The organism is Hymenobacter psoromatis (assembly GCF_020012125.1).
Lineage (GTDB): Bacteria > Bacteroidota > Bacteroidia > Cytophagales > Hymenobacteraceae > Hymenobacter > Hymenobacter psoromatis.
The window spans coordinates 1370155-1387842 of the sequence record NZ_JAIFAG010000001.1 but is presented as its reverse complement, the minus strand read 5'-3'; the positions used below and the strand labels follow the sequence as shown (position 1 = coordinate 1387842).

14 protein-coding genes are annotated in these 17688 nt (G+C 62.5%); 7 read left to right on the top strand and 7 right to left on the bottom strand.

Features of this window, described 5'->3' with window-relative positions:
* Positions 1 to 18 precede the first annotated feature (18 nt).
* Entirely contained in the window at positions 19 to 288 is a 270-nt protein-coding gene (locus LC531_RS05925) for a DUF7710 domain-containing protein (protein WP_223649392.1), read from the top strand.
* Between the two features lie 80 nt (positions 289 to 368).
* Positions 369 to 2363, top strand: coding sequence for an IGHMBP2 family helicase (locus LC531_RS05920; RefSeq protein WP_332874844.1), 1995 nt, complete (start codon positions 369 to 371; stop codon positions 2361 to 2363).
* A gap of 55 nt (positions 2364 to 2418) precedes the next feature.
* Here LC531_RS05920 and LC531_RS05915 read toward each other — a convergent pair whose 3' ends face one another.
* From LC531_RS05915 to LC531_RS05900, 4 genes are all read right to left on the bottom strand, one after another.
* Complete coding sequence (locus LC531_RS05915; protein ID WP_223649391.1) at positions 2419 to 2859, bottom strand: hypothetical protein; 441 nt, start codon at positions 2857 to 2859, stop codon at positions 2419 to 2421.
* A gap of 4 nt (positions 2860 to 2863) precedes the next feature.
* Positions 2864 to 3955: a carboxypeptidase-like regulatory domain-containing protein gene (locus LC531_RS05910; RefSeq protein WP_223649390.1), complete on the bottom strand. Its 1092-nt coding sequence runs from the start codon at positions 3953 to 3955 to the stop codon at positions 2864 to 2866.
* Between the two features lie 87 nt (positions 3956 to 4042).
* The gene (locus LC531_RS05905) at positions 4043 to 5371 is read right to left on the bottom strand and encodes an alpha/beta fold hydrolase (protein WP_223649389.1); all 1329 of its coding nucleotides are present in this window, start codon (positions 5369 to 5371) and stop codon (positions 4043 to 4045) included.
* Between the two features lie 170 nt (positions 5372 to 5541).
* Positions 5542 to 7134 (bottom strand): S8 family peptidase, encoded by a 1593-nt coding sequence (locus LC531_RS05900; protein WP_223649388.1) that lies wholly within the window; start codon positions 7132 to 7134, stop codon positions 5542 to 5544.
* Between the two features lie 634 nt (positions 7135 to 7768).
* Here LC531_RS05900 and LC531_RS05895 point away from each other — a divergent pair.
* From LC531_RS05895 to LC531_RS05880, 4 genes are all read left to right on the top strand, one after another.
* The gene (locus LC531_RS05895; protein ID WP_223649387.1) at positions 7769 to 8149 is read left to right on the top strand and encodes a hypothetical protein; all 381 of its coding nucleotides are present in this window, start codon (positions 7769 to 7771) and stop codon (positions 8147 to 8149) included.
* Positions 8150 to 8245: 96 nt separating this feature from the next.
* The gene (locus LC531_RS05890; RefSeq protein WP_223649386.1) at positions 8246 to 9685 is read left to right on the top strand and encodes a hypothetical protein; all 1440 of its coding nucleotides are present in this window, start codon (positions 8246 to 8248) and stop codon (positions 9683 to 9685) included.
* A 71-nt stretch (positions 9686 to 9756) separates the two neighbouring features.
* Positions 9757 to 11361, top strand: coding sequence for a hypothetical protein (locus LC531_RS05885; protein WP_223649385.1), 1605 nt, complete (start codon positions 9757 to 9759; stop codon positions 11359 to 11361).
* A gap of 30 nt (positions 11362 to 11391) precedes the next feature.
* Complete coding sequence (locus LC531_RS05880; protein WP_223649384.1) at positions 11392 to 13035, top strand: LGFP repeat-containing protein; 1644 nt, start codon at positions 11392 to 11394, stop codon at positions 13033 to 13035.
* A gap of 36 nt (positions 13036 to 13071) precedes the next feature.
* Here LC531_RS05880 and LC531_RS05875 read toward each other — a convergent pair whose 3' ends face one another.
* Both LC531_RS05875 and LC531_RS05870 read right to left on the bottom strand, forming a co-directional pair.
* Entirely contained in the window at positions 13072 to 13692 is a 621-nt protein-coding gene (locus LC531_RS05875) for an N-acetylmuramoyl-L-alanine amidase (protein WP_223649383.1), read from the bottom strand.
* Between the two features lie 51 nt (positions 13693 to 13743).
* Entirely contained in the window at positions 13744 to 15501 is a 1758-nt protein-coding gene (locus LC531_RS05870) for a phospholipase D-like domain-containing protein (protein ID WP_223649382.1), read from the bottom strand.
* Between the two features lie 223 nt (positions 15502 to 15724).
* Between LC531_RS05870 and LC531_RS05865 the strand changes: the two genes are divergently transcribed.
* Complete coding sequence (locus tag LC531_RS05865; protein WP_223649381.1) at positions 15725 to 16393, top strand: helix-turn-helix transcriptional regulator; 669 nt, start codon at positions 15725 to 15727, stop codon at positions 16391 to 16393.
* Between the two features lie 149 nt (positions 16394 to 16542).
* Here LC531_RS05865 and LC531_RS05860 read toward each other — a convergent pair whose 3' ends face one another.
* Entirely contained in the window at positions 16543 to 17676 is a 1134-nt protein-coding gene (locus LC531_RS05860) for an SMP-30/gluconolactonase/LRE family protein (protein WP_223649380.1), read from the bottom strand.
* Between the last annotated feature and the right edge of the window lie 12 nt (positions 17677 to 17688).

Here is a 17688-nt window from a genome sequence, read left to right as displayed (position 1 = left end):
CGCAATTTCTTATCACAGATGAACGAAGTTTGGGTATTTCACGGGGCTGGCGGCCGGTTTACCAGCAGCGTTTTTGCTTCGCAGGCGCAAGCCGAAGAGTTTATTCAGCGCTACCGGCTAACCGGCTGCCTGACTAAATACCCCGTTGGAATAAGTGTCTACGATTGGGCCGTGAAGGAGCAACTATTTGAACATAAGAAGCCTGCGCACTATGAAGCTGGGTTTATTCAGCGCTTCACTACCGCCAGTCAGGAGCATTATTATTACGACCCTGACGACTTAGGCTGACGTTCACCTATTCATCGCCTCCGGCCACCTATTTTCTCGTTTTGTTGTTACTTCTGCAACGAAAATCAATCCGCTTTCTTTTGTCGAACGAACTCCCTACCCCCCACGCCGAGCCTTACGCTATTGAGAAGGAATTGCGCCGCGTGCAGGCCATGCTCAAGCTGGAGCAACAAGAAGATTTAGAGCAGTTTAAGCTGAAGAATGCCAAGGCCACCGTGCAGGAGCGCCAAAAGCGCGGGCTGACCTGGTACCCGGTCACGATTACCAAGGAGGACGTGGGCTTTGGCGGCAAAGTCGTGATTGAGCTGGAGCGGCCGGCCGGGCAGCAGGGCTTGCACCTGTTTCAGGTGGGCAAAAATGCGGCGCTGTTTGGCAACATTCCGGGGCGCTCGGCCACCGACCGGCCTACGCTAAGCGGCGTGATTACCAGCGTGCGGCGTAATAAATTGCTACTCGCCACCACCAAGGAAGACCTGCCCGACTGGGTGAGCGAGGGCGGCAAGCTGGGCATCGACCTCACCTTCGATGAGGTGAGCTACCGCGAGATGGACTACGCGCTGGGTAAGGTAATGGGCGCCCACGGCGACCGCCTGGCCGACCTGCGCGACATCCTACTCGGGGCCAAGCCCGCCCGCTTCCGCGCCGAGAAGGCCGACGATATTTTCTACCCCAGCCCGCTCAACGAGAGCCAGCTGGCGGCCATCCGGCACGTGATGGCGGCGCAGGACGTGGCCATTATTCACGGCCCGCCCGGCACCGGCAAAACGACTACGCTGGTGCAGGCCATTCTGGAAACCATCCGGCGCGAGCGGCGCGTGCTTGTCTGCGCGCCCTCTAACACAGCCGTGGATTTGCTGACCGAAAAGCTGGCCGAGCGCGGCGTCAATGTCATTCGGATGGGTAACCCCTCGCGGGTATCGGACCTGCTGCTGGAGCACACCCTCGACGCCCAGGTGATGGCCCACAAGCGCTACGGCGAGCTGCGCTCGATGCGCCAGACCGCCGAGCAGTACCGCGAAGAAGCCAGCAAGCACACCCGGCAGTTTGGCTGGGAAGAGCGCGAGCAGCGCCGCTTATTGAAAGAAGAAGCGCGGGCGCTACACCAGGAAGCCGACGGCCTGGAGCGCTACATTACGGAGGACTTACTCGAACAGGTGCAGGTGATTACCTGCACGCTGGTGGGTGCCAGCAACCGCAATATTCGCCACCTCACCTACGAAACGGTGTTTATCGACGAGGCGGCCCAGGCGCTGGAGCCGGGCTGCTGGATTCCCATTGCCAAGGCGGGCCGGGTGGTGCTGGCCGGCGACCACCAGCAGTTGCCGCCCACCGTGAAGAGCGAAAAAGCCGCCAAGGAGGGCCTGCGCGAAACGCTGTTTGAGAAGTGCATTACGCGGCAGCCCGACGCCAGCCGCATGCTGACTGTGCAGTACCGCATGCACGAGCAGATTATGCAGTTCAGTTCCAAGCAGTTTTACGAGGGTAGGCTGGTGGCCGCGCCCACCGTGGCCCACAGCGGCCTCGATGCCTACGATATTCGCTTCGCGCCCGACCTGCCGGTGGAGTTTCTGGACACGGCCGGCTTTGGCTTTGAAGAGATTACCATCCCGGAGAGCCGCTCCACGGCCAACCCCGAGGAAGCCGACCTGCTGCTGCGCCGCCTGGCCCAGCTGCTGGAACCCTACGACGCGCCCGACCACGAAGCCGACCCGCTCAGCATCGGCGTGATTGCGCCCTACCGCGCCCAAATCAACTATTTGAAGGATGCGGTGGAGGAAAGCGACGAGCTGAGCGGCCTCCTGCTGCACCGCCAATTGAGCGTGGGCACCGTTGATTCCTTTCAGGGGCAGGAGCGCGACATTATCGCTATCAGCCTCACGCGCAGCAACTCGCACGGCGAAATCGGCTTCCTGTCCGATATCCGGCGCATGAACGTGGGCATGACGCGGGCGCGCAAAAAGCTGCTGCTCGTGGGCGACTCGTCCACGCTGGGCTCACACCCGTTTTACAAGGCCTTTCTGGCGTATGTGGAGGGGGTAGGCGGCTACCGCACGGCCTGGGAATTACAGGATTAATCGGCGACTCTTTAGCAAAACACGTGAGGCTGCACATGATGCAGCCCCACGTGTTTTAGTTCTGTTTGAGAGCTACGCTTTTCACGAAGAAAACGCCTAGCGAGTACGACACAAGTCCTTGAAAAACGGTGAGATAAATCTTGGAATTATTCAGCAATTCAAGCATCGTAAGCTGCGCTATGTTCTGCGCGAATGGTGCGGCCAGCACCGTGGCAAAAAGTGCCAGCAGGTAGAAGAGCGAGATGTAATAGCAGACGCGGTAGTGGAAAATATCAACCGGCGGGGAAGTGGCTTCCTCCTGGGTGGAGGCCGCGTAGAAGCTGCCCACAATGAGCGTGAGGGTAGGCACGGTATTCTGCGAATACCACTGCCAGGCCTCCGTATCGTGGGCACCGAAGCGGTTGAGCACGGTGAAGGCGATGAACAAAACGGCCAGCAGGGCCGAGCTGATGAACCACAGGGCCGTCAGCCGTTTCTGAGCGGCAATTTTAGTCATCTGCTCAAGGAGTTAGCTTGGGAAGGCCGGCCATAATCCGCGACTTGGTCAGGTGCGTGGTAGCGTCGAGCGCCCCCGACACATCCAAAGAGCCCGTGAGTTCGGCAGCTTGTTTAAACTCGTAGATGAGGGCCGTGCAGTGGTAGCCGCGGCCGTAGGGCAGCGCGCCCACGTCGGGGTCGAGCTCATTGGCCCCTTGCTGGAGCCACACGCGGGCCTCGTCCTCCTGCGGAGCAGGCCGGTACGTGGTAATGGGCTGGTCGGTAACCGCGAAGGCGATGACGCGGAAATGACCGACGGTCGGAATAAACAGGGCTTTGAGGTATCTGACGAGGGAAAACCCGATACTATCGGGCACATCGGGGCTCCACCGTTCCTTACCGGGTAGGGCCACGCCGTCGTCATTAATTTGCTCCACGCGGGTTATCAGCACAAACCCGTTGGGGGCGGCGTAGTAGCGCAGGTCGTCGTAGGTAGCCGAGCTCAGGGCATTATACAGAATATCATCGACGTCGCTCAGCGTGTGGGCCTGGGCAAAATACCGGTTGCTCAGCCTTTGCAGCGTTGAGCACTGGGGCGGCGGCCAAAAAGCCTGCTGGCTGACCGGAGTGCCGCTGTGGCGCCTGGCCGAGGGCCTGGAACCAGTAGCCGGCAGGATAATGTGCGCCGATTCCATTTTATAAATTGTCGGTCGCAGACGGAAAAACACAGTGGCCAGGACGGCCTTTTTTAGCTTGATAGTCTGCGAGTTGCACCCGATGGCCGTTGCTACCACGGCTACGCTATCGGGCAGGGCAGCCAGGTTGGCCTGCGACAGGGTTAAGCTGAATTTTCCGTTCGTATCCGTTCGGGTATGCAGCGGGCCAGTGGGCAGCGGCACCGATACCATCGCGCCCGGCAAGGGCACGCTGCGGAGCAAATCGACGCGCCGCACCTGGCCGGATAGCACCATTTGGGCGAGCGGCGGGGCCAGCAGGCGGCTATCGGCGCGGGCGGGCAGCACATTGGGTTGCACGCGCAGCACTTGGGGGCTGGGTTTTTTCTGGGCCAGGGCAACGTGCCCGGCCACTAGCGCGAGCAGTAGCATCGTTTTCATGAACTCAAGCCGGCGGATAGCCGGGTTTTAGGGTGAATGCTTGTAGGCTGAATTAGCAACTTCTACTACTTCCCTACCCCCCGCTGGCTAGGCCAAGGCGATGGCCTGCTGCCAGGCGTAGGCTACTTCGGGGTGGCAGATGTCGGAGTGCTCCTGGATGATGGCATCGGCGTTAAGGTTGAAGACCCGGCTCTGGGCAAAGACGTAGGGCGAGCCCACGGCCCCCATCGGCTCCTCGGTGGCTTCGGGCGTTTTTTGAGCCCCGTTGCGGCCCATGCCGCCGTATTTGTCGTGGGCATCGCCGAGGGCCGCGCCCACTTGGTGCGCCAGCATGGAGGCCAGCGGGTACATGGTACCCACGGCCGAATCGTGTGCCGAATGGGTAATCAGGATGGGACCCGACACGGCCTTTTCGGTGAGCACGCGCCGGAAAAAACCCGCGTGGGTGCCATCGTAGCTATCCGAAAAGCCGTAGTGAGAAAACGCCGCCTGGAGCAGCGTAAGGCTATTGACCGGCAGGGGCAGCTGGCCGGCCGGCCCGGCGGCGGCGGCCGTGGCCACACGCCCCCCAAAGCTGTGGCCCGCCAGGTGCAGCCGCAGCGTAGGCAGCTGCTGGCGCACGGCTTGCAGCACGGTGCGCAGGCCGCCGCTGCCCACGCTGCCGGCGCGCTCCTTCATCTGGTAATAGGTGGTATAGTTCAGCAGGTTGAGGGCGCCCGCCTTGATGCCGCCGAAAAGCTGACCCAGCCCGGCCTGCTGCCCGCTGGTGGGGCCCCCTACCCCCCCGGCCGGGCCCGAAGCGGCCGGGCGCGGCAGCAGCACGGCCGGCAGCGGCTTGCTCAGCTGCGCCAGCAGCTGCTGGCCCGGCAGGGCGAAGAAATCGTGGCTGGCATCGATATCGGGGGAGGTTTCGATGGGCGACACTACCGAGCGCAGCAGGCGGGCAAACTCGGTCTGGGCGGTAGGTTGGTCTTCGAGAACAGGCAGCAGCTTCTTGGCCGCGTCGAGGGCCTGGTCGGCACCGGGCTGGTCGAAGGTGCCGTGCAGGCGGTCGAGGGCGGCGGCCAGCAGCGCGGTCGTCACGGGCGACCCTACCCCCGCCGCGCCGCTCGGAATGAGGTTAGTGTCGGCAAATTTCTTGGATGGCCACAGCACGCCCAGCACGGCAAAGGTGCGCCCGGCCAGCGCCGCCCCTGCGTGGGTGGCCAGCACCTGCTTGAACTGAGCCATCAGTCTATCGTAGAGTGACTTGGCATCGGCCATGTCGTTGTTCCAGCCGTGCGATAGTACGAGCAGGTCGGTGGGGGCCGCTTGGCGCAGGCCCGCGAGCAGGGCCGTCTGCTGGGCGGGGTTGGACACCTGGCCGTCTTTGGTGAACTCGAGGGGGAAGTAGGGGTAGCCTTGCAAGGTTTCCATAGGAGAGTGTGGGGGTTATAAAAGCAGAATAGCAATCGTCTGTCATTGCGAGCCTGCGAAGCAATTTTTCCTGGTCGTTCGCCTTCATCATATTACTACCCCTAGCGGAAGGAAAGATTGCTTCGCAGGCTCGCAATAACAGATGATTCTATTAAATTTATATATAATACCTACACCGATTGAATGGCGCGCATCAAATCGACCAGGCCACTGCCCTGGAAGTAGCGCTCGCGCTTGAGGTCGGTGGCGGAAGTGAGGAAGATGTCTTTTACCTTTTCGGGCTCGCCGATGAATTCGCGGCGGATGGAGAGGAAGGCTGCGATGGCACCCGACACGTGGGGCGCGGCCATGCTGGTGCCGCTGTCTTCGAGGTAGTCGCATGGCAGGCCTTTATCGGTCATTTCCTGGCGCTTATCACCGGCGGCGCAGGAGAGGATTTTTTCGCCGGGAGCCACGAGGTCGGGTTTCGGGCGGCCGTCGCCGGTGGGGCCTTTGGACGAGAAGTAGGACACGCCGTAGACGTGGGGCATGTCGCGGTGCGTCGAGCCCACCGTGATGGCCAGGTCGGCGTTGCCAGGGTCATTGATAGTCAGGCTCATGCCGGCCGAGATGATGCCGTTGAACTGGCTCTGGGCCACGCCGTAGCCGGTGTTGCCAGCCGCCACCACCACAACTACGCCCGAGCGCACCAGGCGGTCTACCTCCACGCAGAGCGGGCTGCGGCCGCAGGCAAACCACTCGGGCTCAAAGTCATAGCCCACGCTCATATTCACGCCGTGAATGAGCAGGCGGCGGCCGTAGCCGTTAATTTCCTGAATGAGGCCGATGGCGGCAATCAGGCTGCTGGCCTGGCCCTGGCCCTGGGCATCCATCACCTTGAGGCTGACCAGCTTACACTGGGGCGCAACACCGCTGATAACGGGCACGGCCACCGGCACGTAGGTGATGGTGCCCTGCTCGTCGCGCTGCCGGTTGTAGGCCTGCGGGGGCGGGCCGGCGGGCCACGCGCCCGCGATGATGCCCGCCACGTGGGTGCCGTGGCCGGTACCATCCTGCAGGGCTGGGTCGGGCGCCCCTACCCCCCCGGCGGCGGCCGGAGCGCCGGTAAAGTCGGCGTGGTGCAGCGGCAGGCTCAGCTCCAGGTTGCGGTAGGTGGCGAAGTGCGGGTGGCTGGCATCGATGCCCGAGTCGAGCACGGCCCACACGATGCCGCTGCCCACGGCCGCGTAGGAAGCGTGGGCCGCATCGCCCTTCACCGTGGCTAACGACTTGTTGAGCAAGGGCTTGATTTCAAAGTCGGGCCAGATGTGGTAGATGGCCTTGGGGCCGGCCGGGCCCTGGGTGGCGGGGCGGGGGGTAGCGTCGTTGCGCTGCTTGTCGCGGACCACCAGTGCCTCAATCACGGCGGCTTCGAGGCGCACGAACAGGTACTGCTGGCTGTACTGGTTTTTGGGGTGCTGGTCGGCATTCAGGCCCGCCGCGCGGTGGGCCTCGGTGGCCGTGAGCGGCGGCACCAGCTCGTTGAGGGCGTCTACTACCCACTGCATAGCGCCGGCCCGGCCCCCTGGGTAGTCCAGGTTGAGGTCGATGACCACGCCCAGCAGGCGGGGTAGCGGCGGGGCGGCGGGGGCTTTGGCGCGGGCTTGGGGTGGGCGCAGGCGCTGATGCTCCTCGGCCAGCTGCTGCAGCAGGGGGAGGGCGATAACCGTCTGGGTCAGGTTTTCGGGCTGAAACACCCTGGGGGCGGGGGGGCGGGTAGCCATGAGAACAGGCTGGGTAAGAAGCTGGCAAACACGCGGGCACGACGGGAAAGCGGCCGCCCGCGCAAACCGCCGCGGCCAGGCACCTCCTCCCTACCCCCCTCGCCAGCCCGGACGTGGCCACGCGGCCGGCACTGCTTATTTCCTCCGCTTCCTATCACTCGCCGGGCAGTTGGGGGCAGGCACAAACGTAGGCCAACGCCCCGGCGGCGGCATCAGTGCCAGCACTGAAATTTAGCCCCCAATGCCCCCTTCTAGGGCGTAAAAATTCTCGATAAGCTGGTCTTTTTATTTTAATTAGCTTATTGATTTTAAAATTATTACAAATACTATTTAGTCTTCTGGGTCAGGTAAAATACCTACGGGTAGGTATTGGTTAGCTGCGTACTATTGCAGACCTTTGGCCAGGCCGAAGCCACCGTGGAAGGGAGGAAGGAGAAGGAGGGTGGCCAGGAAAGATTTTGAAGAATTGGCGCGGAGTACTCGCGCCAGAAAAACGGGGAAGCAAGGCCTGGCCCTACCCCACGCTACCTACGCAATGTGAGGCAGGAGCCCAGCCCGAAAGCTGGCGCATGGAGAGAGCCCGCGCGAACGCGGCTGGTGAAGCGGAGTGAAAACGTACCCCACAAGGACACGTGTGATGCCGGAAAGCAGGGAGGAAGAACAGGCCAAAGCTGAGCAGTACAGGGGCCTGCTGTACACGACCACAGAGGAAACCGACTCCCTGACGCAGCAGCCCCGGCTGGTGCGCACCCCTACCCCCCTGCGCCAGGCCTACGACGCGGGCAAGCTGGCCTATGAGGCCGCCGCCCAGCGCTACCAGGCCCTGCGCCTCGACGCCAACACCACCAACGACCCCCGCACGGTACTGGCTTTTGCCCAAAACGCGCCGCTGCACCGCCAGCCCGTGCAGGCCGCAATGGCCGACTGGTTGACGAACGGCTTCAAAAACGAGGTCGAAATGATGGAAGCCTATATCGCGCAGGTAACGGGCAGCGCGGCAGCCTCCCAGCTATAATTCAGCCATTAAAAGCCTCGCCAGCTGATTTTTAGCTCTTCCTTTTTAACTGCCTTTCCTACCCCCCTTTCATTTTTCCACTTTCCCTTTTTCGTCATGGCACTGTTTCAATCCGAAGACATCATGAAGGCCTTGCTGGCCAAGCTGTACTCCATCGTGAATGGGGGCGACGACTTTGCGCCGGCCAACAAGAACAACTTCGTTTCCTGGGTGATGCCGGGGATGCCCATCAGCCCCGACGACCTCACGTTTCTGGCCAAGGGCTTTAATGGCAAGGATGCCAGCGAAACCCGCGATTTGGTGCGCAAAGCCGCTGATTTTGCGCTCTTTACGGACCTGGTGCCCGACCCCACGGCAGTGTATAATATGAAGCAGGGCCAGACCATTGACCGCAATAGCCAGGAGAGCCTGAGCCGGATTTATGGCAATATTCTTAAGTTTGCGAAGGTGACAAACCTGGAGCCGACCGCGGCTGAAAAGGCCAAGCTGGACAAGTTTCAGAAGCTGCTCTACGCTATTCAGACGGATACTGACCCCATTACGGACGAGCAAACCACGCACTCCGTGCCTACCCCCCTCATGCAGGCCTACACGGCCGGCGAGCAGGCCTACGAAGACGCGGCGCTGCTCTATAATGGCAAGCGCATTAATGCCGTGGCCAGCGACGATAAGGCCGCCGTAATAGATTTCGACACCAACGCCGGTATTTACCGCAACAAGGTGAAATCGGCGATGAATGCTTGGACGAGCGCCGGCCACAAAAACGACGTGGAGGAAATGCAGGCCTACATTGCCCAGGTGACCGGGCGCAGCATGGCCTCGTGGTTTGCGGGGCTGCGCGACAACTACGACAAGGCCGTTTACACGGAGGGCGACCTGGATATCACCTTTTACCCGGTGCGCATATTCCCGCCCAACTTTTACAGCCAGCCCTGGCAGAACTTCTACTTCAAGGACAGCTCGATGGCGACGCACACCGACTCGTCGTCTACGGCCTGGGGCGTGAGCGGGGGCGTCAATTTTGGGCTCTGGAAGGCCAGCGCCGGGGCCAGCGGCTCAACCGACCGGCAAAATGCCAACTTTAAAAGCTCCAGCTTCAACATCAGCTTTGACCTGGCGCAGGTAAAAATTCTGCGGCCCTGGTTTGGCACCGAGCTGTTTTCATGCCAGGGCTGGAAGCTGGACCCCGGCACCTGGAAGTTTGGCGACCCGCAGCTCTCGAACGGGAAAACGCCGCCCCAGGGCTCGTTCATTGCCTACTCGACCAACATGATTTTCATTCGCAACCTGAAAATCGACTTCGACAAGGCGACCTGGCAAAGCAGCGATGTGCACAAGCAACTGGCTACCAGCGCCAGCGTGGGCTGGGGGCCTTTTACGCTGAAGGGCAACTATTCGAGCAACAGCGCCAGCCACGACTTCCAGTCTACTGACACGGGCAGCGGGGTTTCGTGCGCCGGCATGCAGCTTATCGGCTTCGTGAACCGCCTGGTGGGTACCTGCCCCAACCCCGACCCCAAGGCCAAGTTCGACTAGGCAAGCGGCAAAGGGCGTGCTGGCACCCGCCAGCCCGCCTACCCCCCTTCTCACCTCTTACTTTCTTCCTAATGAACCCTTCGGTAGCAGTGGCCTTCATGACCAAAATGAAGCTGATTTTCGAGACGGACGCCAACGGCAAACCCCAGGACGACACGTTCCTGGCGTTTCAGAACGGGTCGTTTGCCGTGGGCAAGGACAGCTTCTACTTTATGGAGCCGGCCAAGCACGGCCTGGGCCCCAACGAAACGGCGCAGGCCATGATGAGCTTCGACAAGACGTTCAACTTCGTGGCGACGGTGGACGACATCATTACCAGCGCTCCCGACGAGCTGGACCAGGTGTACTACGAAACCCTGAAGGGCTGCCAGCCCGCCAGCAGCATCCGCACCGCCGACCAAGAAGCGCGCTACCAGGTGGCCCTGGCTTACCTGCAGCAACCCGTGACCGGCGACGATGGCACCATCCTGTCGGCGCTCGATAACTACCAACGCTATTCTGACGCCTACAAGGCGGCTACCAGCGAGTACAAAAACGGCCAGATTGCGGCCGACTCGGCGACCGGTAACGGGGCTGCCGCCCTCCAGCAAGCCTGGCAAACCGATAGTGGCGCGCAGCAGCAAGCCTGCGCCACGGCCCTGCTGAATTGGGAAACCAAGGGCCACCGCACCGAGGTAGAGGACAACCTGGCCACGCTTATCTCGCTCGGGGGCAGCTCGCCGCGCAAAACGGTAGCTGACCTGCAGAGCGACTACGAGCTATTTGGCAAAAGCACGGCCCTTGACCCAGCGGGTAATGAAATCAACTACCTACCCACCCAGTTTTCGCCCACCAACTTCTTCGACGATAGCGTACCCTGGCTCACCATCTCGCTGGATAAGACGGAGATTAACAGCCTGTTGCAGCGCGCTTCGCCGCACCTCAAAAGTCTGTTTCAGCTGGATGCCAACTCCGATATTGAGCATATGACGGCCGAGTACACGGTAGTGGAAATTTTGCGCAACTGGTTTCACTTTCCCGATTTTGTGCTGCAACGCTTCTGGAAGCAGGCTCCCGGCGCGCCGCTGCTGGCCGATGGGCAGGGCCAGGGCCGGCTACCAGCCTTTCCGGCCAAGCTCCTATTCGTGCGCAACGTGAGCATTGTAGCACCCAAAGCCGCCCAAAACGCGCCGGCTACGCCCAATCGGTTTAGCGCCCTACTGTTTGCCAGGGCCCAGCCCAGCGGCATGCAGCTGCTGCAAGCTAAAGCCGCGCCTTTTCAAGCCAAAGAGCAAACTACCAAGGTGCAAGTCAATACTTTCCGCTTGCAGCAGCTGAAAATGGCCACCGCGCCAGTGGCTCACGCGGCCACCAAGCCGATGATGGCCAGGGCCGTGGCCAACCCCCAGCTGCTGATGGCCGTGGGCAGGCCCGCGCCGCCCGTGGCCATCGGGCACGTCGTGGCCAAGCCAGTGCCTGCGCCGCCCATCATCTGGCGCGGCATTGTGCGCACGCCCACGCCGGCAGTGCCTATCCGCTTCCTGCCGCCAACGCGCGTCTTTATCCCCGTCAGCCCGCCACCCAAGGCCGCCACCGTGCTCGAAACCAAGACTTACCCTGAGCTGGAGCTGCTGGGCTTTCTGTGCCGCCGGCTACCCGCCTGCCCCAACCCTGACCCCACGCTACCTTGGAGCTAACTACCGGCCCGCCACTCCCCCTTTTTTATCATGACCCTTATTCAGGATAAAGTGCAGGCCCTGGCCCAAAGTGGCTTTGACGTGGGCGCGCCCGTGACGGCCGAAACGCCCGAGCGCGACGGTGGTGCGCTGCAGCAGTTTGCGGCCGCCACTATTATTGCGCACCCGGCGCTGGGCACCTTTGAGGTGCACGGTCTCATTCGGGACCGCTACGAGCAGGACGGCGGCATCCAGGGCAACGCCCTGGGCTACCCCCTCTCGGACGAGGAGGCCGACCCGGACGTGCCGGGCGGGCGGCGCAGCCGGTTTCAGTTTGGGCAGCTTACGTGGTCGGGGGCGGTGGGCGTGACGCTGGTTTCGGCCGGCGGCAGCCCTACCCCCGCCCCAGACCCTACCCCCACGCCTGACCCGGTGCCCGCCGCTGCCGCGCCGCCCGCGCCGCTGCACCAGCTCACGGACGTGACCGCGCGCGTGCTGCGCGAGCTGAACCTGGTGCCGGGGGGTAGCCGGCGGCCCGGCCCGGCCCAACGCGCCGGCGACGCCGCGCCTTTTTTGCAAGCTAAGATGGGCGAGCTGCCCGCCGACGCCGATAAAAGCACCTGGCAAAGCTTACTGCTGGCCTGCGAGGCCAATAACCTGACGCTGCTCGACACCTGGGACCCGCAGCCGCTGGCAGCCATTGCCTGCCTTTCGGCCCAGGATACCGACGACCCGCAGGTATTTAAGCTGGCCGACGGGGCATTCGACTTCGACGGCAGCGCCGACGTGCAGCACGTGGTGCTGGAGCGCCCCGGCAACGTGTTTCCCAAGCTGATAGCCGTGAGCTTTCCCAAAAGCCTACTAGAAAGCGAGGAAACGCCGTTTCTCGTATATTTCCACCCTACGCTAGGGCAGGCGGTGCCCTCGGGTTACTACACGGCCGCACCCAACCTTAAGAGCCCCGAAGATGGAAATTTTTATCCCTACGGCTGGGATTTTCTCTTCCACGGCTTCTGGAAGTACCTGAACTACAGCGGCCCCGATTTTACCACCGAGTACAGCATCGGCCTCGACTACCAGATGGCCCAGAGTGGCAAGGCCGTGGCCGTGGTGCTGCCAATATTTCACGCCAACGACGGCATCAACGTGGGCGACTTCCTGAAGCCCGACCAGATACTGTTGCTGCTGGCCGAAATTAAGTGGTTTTTCACCCAAAAAGCCGAGCTGGCCGACGGCAAGCCCACGGCCGCCAACTTTCGGGTGGCGATGGGCGCTTTCAGCTCAGCTACCAGCCTGCTAGCCACAGTTTTGGGTAATATAAATTCGGTTTTTTGCCGCGATGTGCTGCGCGAAGTCTACTTCTTCGACGCGCCGCAGGGGGTAGGGCACGCCTGCGTGGCCGCCGCCCTGGCCTGGGCCAAAGACAACGCCGACAAGCACGTGCGCTTTTACTCGCAGTGGACCTACGACAACTACAACCAAGTGCTGGGCGGCCAGAAAACCGTGCAGAGCGCCCGCTTGGTGGTGCACCCCGCCAACCCCAACCGCTCGGTGGCCCTGGTGCCGCAGGCTTTCTGGGAGCCTATCGTCAACGACGTGGCGCTCAAAGACATCAAGGCGCGGGGCTGGGCGGCTATTCACGCCCTGGTGCCCAGTACCCTGCTGGCCGACGCGCTGGCTAGAAGCGGTTTCTAGTCAGCGCGTCGGCGCGGGCAGTGGCCAGCCAATGGCTCAGGCCGGCACTGTGCTGCTGGCCTTCGCGGGGGTTTTGGCAGTGGCAACTACCGGGGAGTGCTCGCCGCCGTGGCGAACCACCAGCAGGGCCTGCACCTGGTCGATAACGGGCTGCTTGTTGACGTGCTCCTTGCCGGGGCAGATGTGGGTCGTAAGTGGGTCTTCGCGGTGCAGGCGCATGGTGGCGGGGTCGAGGCCCAGCACGGCGCTGAGGGTAGCCATCGCCGCTACGGCGTTGGCCTGCACCTTTTTACCGCGGCCCGAGTCGAATTCCTCCTTGGCGTAGTCGCCCAGCATTTCGAGGCCCAGGGCCACTTTGTTCCACGACGGCGAGTGCACGCCCGACACGGTGAGGGGCGTGAAAACCCAAATCTGGTGGTCGTCTACGAACAGGTGGGGGCCGGCGCTCCAGTGCTGGTCGTCGCGGTAGTAGCTCTCCAGGTCCAGAATGTGCTGCTTGCTGAGGCCATTCGGGCGCTGCGCCAGGGTCGGCACGGCCGTGTTGTGCAGCACGATAAAGCTGGGCCGCCACGCCAGCCAGTGCAGCGAGTGGCAGTAGGCATCAAACGAATCGGGCGTGAAGCTGGCCCCCACGATTCCCTTCCAGGCAATAGACATAAGAAGCAGGTGATGAAAAGGTTGAGAGATAAAAACCGAGCCCCTACCCCCCTACAGGGTGCCGGCAAACAGGCAGCGGTCGCGGGCGTCGGGGCTGTCCTTGACGTAGTATTTATCGGCCCAGCTGGCGTCCGACTTCAGGCCCAACGGCTGGGTAATCGGGGCTTTGGCCAACGAGGCGCGGAAGTGATAGTGCTCGAACATGCGCATGAAATCGGTGGCGTAGATGTCGGCCACCGCCGTGTGGCCGCGCACCACCAGGCTGTTCGAGTCGTTGGTCACAGTCGAGTTGCTGGAAAAATTGGCCGAGCCCGTCACCAGAATCGGGTCCGAGCTGAAGGGGTCGGCCAGGATAATCTTGGCGTGGATGTGGATGCCCGCGTGGTGAAAGCCCTCGTGCTCGTCGAGCAGCCGGTTCTGGTAGTCGTGCAGCGGCGAGCTGAGGGTAGTAGCCACCGCGATGGAGCTAGCCGGGTCATCCTGAATAATTTTCACTTCCTCGCCCGTACCCAGCGCGCCGGCCTTGTCGAGCAGCATAAACTGCGCCGTGCCGGGCGGCCGCTTTGTGAGGGCCGCCAGCACGATGGGCGAGAGCGCGAACGGGGCCGACACGAACAGGCACCGCGCCCCGGCGCACAGGCTGGCGTAGAGGTGCAGCATGGTGTCGTTATTTTGGGGCGAGAACACGGGCACCACCTGCTCGCCGTTGGGCAGCAGCAGCGACACCGGCGTGAGGCCTTCGAGGGCGTGCTTGAGGTCGTGGGCGGTTGGGTCCGGGGCCAGCAGCTGGAAGCATTGCTCGTAGGTGGCGGCCGTTTTGGCCTCGAACACGGCGTGGCCCACGTTGAGCTGGCCGTAGAGGCCGCCGTCGGTCCAGTTGGTCGAGCCCGTCCACACGGCTATTGGCTGAAGCGCGCCGGCCGCGTCTTTTTTGAGCAAAATCACGAACTTATCGTGCATAATGGCCGCCTGCGGGTCGGCCTGCCGGGGCCGCAGCGTGAGGCCGGGCACGCCGGCCAGGCCGGCATCGGTAATGGCCTGCTCGTTTTTGGCTTTGGTGGCGTCGGTGGCGGCCTCACCGGCCGCTTTCTGGCGGGCGTGGTACACCACTTCCACGGCCGCGCCGGTTTGGGCCACGGCCTTGAGGGCCGCCAGCAGGCTGGGCTTTTGAAACTCGTAGATGGCGGCGTGCAGGGCGTAGCCGGGGCCAGCGGCCTGGGCCAGGTAGGCCAGCAGTCCTTCCTCGAGGCCATTGGACAGCCACTTGCGGGCCAGCGCCGCCTCGGGCGAGTCTTCGGACACGTCCTTGACGTTTGGGAACTTACTGTTGAACGCCTCGCTGGCGGCGGCGGCCCGGTTGAAGAACACCATCGTGTCGGGGTGGGTCGGGTCTTCGGTAGTCACCTCCACGCTCACGCCATCGGCGTCGCTGGGGTCGTCGCCCCCGGAGTTCCAAAGGAGCTTATCGGGCGTGCCGTAGCGCGGCACCACCCGAAAGCGGTAGCGCTGCCCCGGATACAAGGCGTAGTCGCCCCACCGAAATTTCTGGAGCGGGGCCGTGTCGGTGGTAGCAAAGGCCCCCGCCGCCAGCGGCGGCGCGGTGGCGAAGCGCAGCATATTGGGCAGCCAGCGCGGCGGCTTTACTACCCCCCCGGCTGCGCCGGAAGCCGGCCCCAGGTCGGTACGCTGAATAGAAAAGCCCAGGCAGCCGGCCCGCTTATTTTCCTGCAAGTCGATGCCGATGATGGCGCTGTGCGTGCCCGCGATAACGCGCAGCGTGAGGCCATTAGAGGTGATACTGCTTTTCATAGCGGCCGGGTGGCTAAGGGGTGGAAGTCCCCGGCGCGGCGGGCGAGGGAGCGGCGCGCGACCCCGGTGCGGGGGCCTACCCCCGCCTGGGCTACCGCACCTGATTCTTCCCCTCTACCAACCCCTTCGCGGGACCATTACAAAAGTATACCCCGCTGTTTGTCAGTAAAATACCTAGCACTAGGTAATTTTTATGCTTTCCCTACCCCTCTCTTTTTCAGCTATGACAACCGACCAACGTATTCAGCAGCGCATTGACCAGCTCGCGCCGGCCGCCGATTTTTTTCCGGGCCCGGTCTTCGTGCACGACCTGCGCACGGGCGGCATCGCCTACATGTCGCAGGTGGGGCTCACCGCCCTGGGCACAACCCTGCCCGCGCTGCGCGCCCTGGGCAGCGGCTTTCAGGAGCGCTACCTGCCTCCCCGCGACGCGGCCGAGCACGGCCCCCGGCTGGCGGCCCTGCTAGCCCCCGGCAGCAACCACGAGCAGGTGTCCTTCTTGCAGCAGCTGCGTGCCGGGGCGGGGCAGGAAGCAACCTGGTACCTGAGCACGGTGCGCATCTTTCTGCGTGATGAGGCTGGCCGGCCGTTGCTCGCGCTCACGGTGGCCTGCCCGCTGCACCCGCTCAGCCACGTCGCGCCTAAGGTAGCGCGGCTGCTTGACGAGCATGTTTTCCAGCGCCAAAAAGAATCATTATTCGCCCAGCTCACCCGGCGCGAGCGGCAGATACTGCAATTGCTGGCCCAAGGCAAAAACTCGGTATCCATTGCCAACGAGCTGTTTATTTCGGCCAATACGGTCATCACCCACCGCCGCAACATCAACGCCAAGCTCCACCCCGAAACCCAGCACGAGCTGGCCCGCTTCGCCTATGCTTTCGACTTGGTGTGAGGGTAGCGTAAGAGGGTAGGCGGGTAAAGGGGTAAGCGGAAAGTCATGCAGACCGCAGGGAAGCATCTCGTCCACGTCGTTGGAGTAGTAACCCTAACAAAGCAGGCGAGATACTTCCCTGCGCTCTGCATGATGTTTCGCTTACCCGCTTACGGCAAGTCAATCGCCGATTCCGTGTGCGGGGCGTCGGACTTCGTGTTCACGAAGTGCTTATTGGGATTGTCGTAGTTCGAGATAAGCAGCTGCTTGCCTTTGAGCAGCACCTCGGCGGGCTGGTCGAGGCGGCCGCCCGCGCCGTTGGTGTCGCCGTTGCGGGCCAGAATGGTGTGGGCGTTGGTTTTCAGGTCTACCACATCAATCGAGTTGAGGCGGGCGCTGGTGATGTAAGCTTTATCGGTGGTGCGGTCAATCACGAAGCCGTCGATGCACGGGATTTTGGGAGCGGCCACCGGCACTACTTCCTGGCTGGCGTAGCTGCCATCGGGCTTGAGCGTGACGCGGTACAGGTTGCCATCGCCAAAGGAGCCGGTATAAATGCGGCCCTGGCTGTCGTAGTCGATGCCATCGGCCCCGTTGTCCACGCCGGTTTCGTTCACGGTCGTCGTGAACATGGCCAACACGTGCGGGTCCTTGGTTTTGGGCTTGAGGTGAATAGTGGTGCCGGGCTTCAGCTCGGCCAGCGCGAAGTGCATGATGGCGCTACCCTTGTCGTTGTCGGGCAGGTCCCACTGGCTGTCGGTCACGTACAGGTCGTTGCCCTTCCACACGATGCCGTTGGCGAGGGCGAAGTGGTCCACGGCCGTTTCGATGGTGCCGGTGGGCTGGCCGTTCTTCATCAGCACCCGCATCAGGCGCGATTTAAAATCCTTGCTGTTTTCGTACTGATTCTCCGCGTAGTATACATTGCCATCGGGGCCGATAGCCAAGTCCATCGGGGCAGCGTGCTTGGTAGTGGGCTCCACCGGCGGATGGCTGATGAAGGGCTTATAGCCATTGGACGTCAGCTCCACAATGCGGGCTGGGTACTTATTATCGGCCATGTTGGGGATGGACAGCAGCACCCGGCCACCGGGCAGCAGGGCCAGGCCGTCGGGCGTGTTCATGGAGTCGGGGAAGGTAGTAATCAGGCGCGGCTTGAGTCCCTGGGTGGCGGTATCCGCCATTTCGACCGTCTTATCGGTGGCTTTGGCTACCTCTTTTTTTTCTCCGGATTGCTGGGGGCTGCAGCTGCCGAGCCAGGTAGCGCCAGCCAGCGCGGCGAGGGGTAGGAAAAGGATTCTCATGTGGTTTTCAGG